The organism is Insolitispirillum peregrinum (genome assembly GCF_900156605.1).
Lineage (GTDB): Bacteria > Pseudomonadota > Alphaproteobacteria > Rhodospirillales > Rhodospirillaceae > Insolitispirillum > Insolitispirillum peregrinum.
In genome coordinates this window covers 2501-5549 of record NZ_FTOA01000018.1, presented here as the reverse complement: position 1 = coordinate 5549, position 3049 = coordinate 2501, and the positions used below count along the sequence as shown (strand labels likewise).

Annotated in this window: 1 tRNA gene and 2 rRNA genes (1 of these 3 only partly in view); all 3 read right to left on the bottom strand. The window is 55.1% G+C overall.

The features are described 5' to 3' along the window. Window positions 1-94: 94 nt before the first annotated feature. Window positions 95-171: transfer RNA gene (locus BW995_RS20105), tRNA-Met, on the bottom strand. Between the two features lie 101 nt (window positions 172-272). Next, a 5S ribosomal RNA gene (gene rrf, locus BW995_RS20100) occupies window positions 273-387 on the bottom strand. A 91-nt stretch (window positions 388-478) separates the two neighbouring features. Further along, window positions 479-3049: ribosomal RNA gene (locus BW995_RS20095) — 23S ribosomal RNA — on the bottom strand (it continues 170 nt past the right edge of the window).

Sequence of the window (3049 nt, the reverse complement as noted above, 5' to 3'; positions counted from 1 at the left end):
GCGGGTGACCTGACTTCCTCGTCAGTTCAAATCTGAACTCATAAGCTAAATACAGAACGGCCCCTTAGCTTGCGCCAAGGGGCCGTTCTGTATTTGGTTGCGGGGGCCAGATTTGAACTGACGACCTTCAGGTTATGAGCCTGACGAGCTACCGGGCTGCTCCACCCCGCGGAAGGTGTATCGCGCTTGAAAGACAAAAGAGCGGCTGGCGTTGTGGCCTACCGCTCTGACGTCTGTTTGGATCGTGCTAGGGCATGTTCTGTCCTTGGAAGACCTGGCAGTGACCTACTCTCCCACACCTTAAGATGCAGTACCATTGGCGCAGTCTCTTTTCACGGCCGAGTTCGGGATGGGATCGGGTGTTTCAGAAACGCTATTACCACCAGGTCATCGAAAGACAGAACACCGAGGTCTATGATATGACGTGTACCTTTTTGCGACTGATCATCGTGCCTTGCGGGATTACCGCTGCGCACGGGTTCTCAAGCCAATCGAGCGATTAGTACCGGTTAGCTTCACACATTGCTGCGCTTTCACACCCGGCCTATCAACGTGGTGGTCTTCCACGGCTCTGATAGGGATATCTGGTTTTGAGGGGGGTTTCCCGCTTAGATGCATTCAGCGGTTATCCCGTCCGCACATAGCTACCCTGCGGTGCCGCTGGCGCGACAACAGGTACACCAGAGGTGCGTCCATCCCGGTCCTCTCGTACTAGGGACAGATCCTCTCAAATATCCTACACCCACGGCAGATAGGGACCGAACTGTCTCACGACGTTCTAAACCCAGCTCACGTACCTCTTTAAATGGCGAACAGCCATACCCTTGGGACCTGCTCCAGCCCCAGGATGAGATGAGCCGACATCGAGGTGCCAAACACTCCCGTCGATGTGGACTCTTGGGGAGTATCAGCCTGTTATCCCCGGCGTACCTTTTATCCGTTGAGCGATGGCCCTTCCACGCGGGACCACCGGATCACTAGAACCGACTTTCGTCTCTGCTCCATCTGTCGATGTCGCAGTCAGGCTGGCTTCTGCTCTTGCACTCAACGAGCGATTTCCGACCGCTCTGAGCCAACCATCGCGCGCCTCCGTTACTCTTTGGGAGGCGACCGCCCCAGTCAAACTACCCGCCACACAGGGTCCCGGATCCGGATAACGGACCGCGGTTAGACAGCAAATATCGGAAGGGTGGTATTTCAAGGTTGGCTCCACATGAGCTGGCGCCCATGCTTCAAAGCCTCCCACCTATCCTACACATCTAATATCTGATGCCACTGTGAAGCTGTAGTAAAGGTGCACGGGGTCTTTCCGTCTGACCGCGGGAACTCCGCATCTTCACGGAGAATTCAATTTCGCTGAGTTGGTGTTGGAGACAGCGGGGAAGTCGTTACGCCATTCGTGCAGGTCGGAACTTACCCGACAAGGAATTTCGCTACCTTAGGACCGTTATAGTTACGGCCGCCGTTTACCGGGGCTTCAATTCAGAGCTTGCACCCCTCCTCTTAACCTTCCGGCACCGGGCAGGCGTCAGACCCTATACGTCGTCTTGCGACTTCGCAGAGCCCTGTGTTTTTAGTAAACAGTCGCCACCCCCTAGTCTGTGCCCCCACCCAAGAGTTGCCTCGAGGATGGGCCCCCTTCTCCCGAAGTTACGGGGGCATTTTGCCTAGTTCCTTCAACACCATTCTCTCAAGCGCCTTGGTATACTCTACCAGTCCACCTGTGTCGGTTTGGGGTACGGTCTATATGGCGGAGTTATTTCCAGGACCTCCTTCGCGGCCCGCTCAATCCGATAAGAGCGAACAACTTACGGAGGTCGTCACTTCCGCCAGGCCCACGAATATTAACGTGGTTCCCATCGACTACGCTTTTCAGCCTCGCCTTAGGGGCCGGCTCACCCTGCGCGGATTAGCCTTGCGCAGGAACCCTTGGACTTTCGGCGACAGTGTTTCTCACACTGTTTGTCGCTACTCATGTCAGCATTCTCACTTCTGATATCTCCAGCATGCCTCACGGCACACCTTCGCAGACTTACAGAACGCTCCGCTACCACGTGCATTGCTGCACATCCGCAGCTTCGGTGCATGGCTTTAGCCCCGGTACATCTTCGGCGCGGGACAGCTATTAGACCAGTGAGCTGTTACGCTTTCTTTAAAGGATGGCTGCTTCTAAGCCAACCTCCTGGTTGTTTTGGCCGTCCTACATCCTTTCCCACTTAGCCATGACTTGGGGACCTTAGCTGGCGGTCTGGGCTGTTTCCCTCTTGACGATGGACCTTAGCACCCACCGTCTGTCTGCCAGACAGTACTCATCGGTATTCGGAGTTTGGTTCGAGTCAGTAAGGCTCGCGCCCCCCTTCCCGATCCAGTGCTCTACCCCCGATGGTATTCATCTGACGCGCTACCTAAATAGCTTTCGCGGAGAACCAGCTATTTCCGAGTTTGATTGGCCTTTCACCCCTAGCCACAGTTCATCCCCGTCTTTTTCAACAGACGTGGGTTCGGTCCTCCAGTGGGTGTTACTCCACCTTCAACCTGACCATGGCTAGATCACCCGGTTTCGGGTCTACCGCATCGAACTGAACGCCCTGTTCAGACTCGCTTTCGCTTCGCCTACACCTAACGGCTTAAGCTTGCTCGATACGGTAAGTCGCTGACCCATTATACAAAAGGTACGCCGTCACCCCTCAAGGAGGCTCCGACTGCTTGTAGGCATCCGGTTTCAGGAACTGTTTCACTCCCCTTGTCGGGGTGCTTTTCACCTTTCCCTCACGGTACTGGTTCACTATCGGTCACTAGAGAGTACTTAGCCTTGGAGAGTGGTCTCCCCATCTTCAGACAGGATTTCACGTGTCCCGCCTTACTCGAGGACCAAAGTGCTTTCTACCCGTACAGGACTATCACCTGCTATGGTGCGACTTTCCAGACGCTTCCGGTTCTTACACGATGGTCACTGGGCTGGTCCGCGTTCGCTCGCCACTACTTGCGGAGTCTCGGTTGATTTCCTTTCCTCGAGCTACTTAGATGTTTCAGTTCGCTCGGTTCGCCT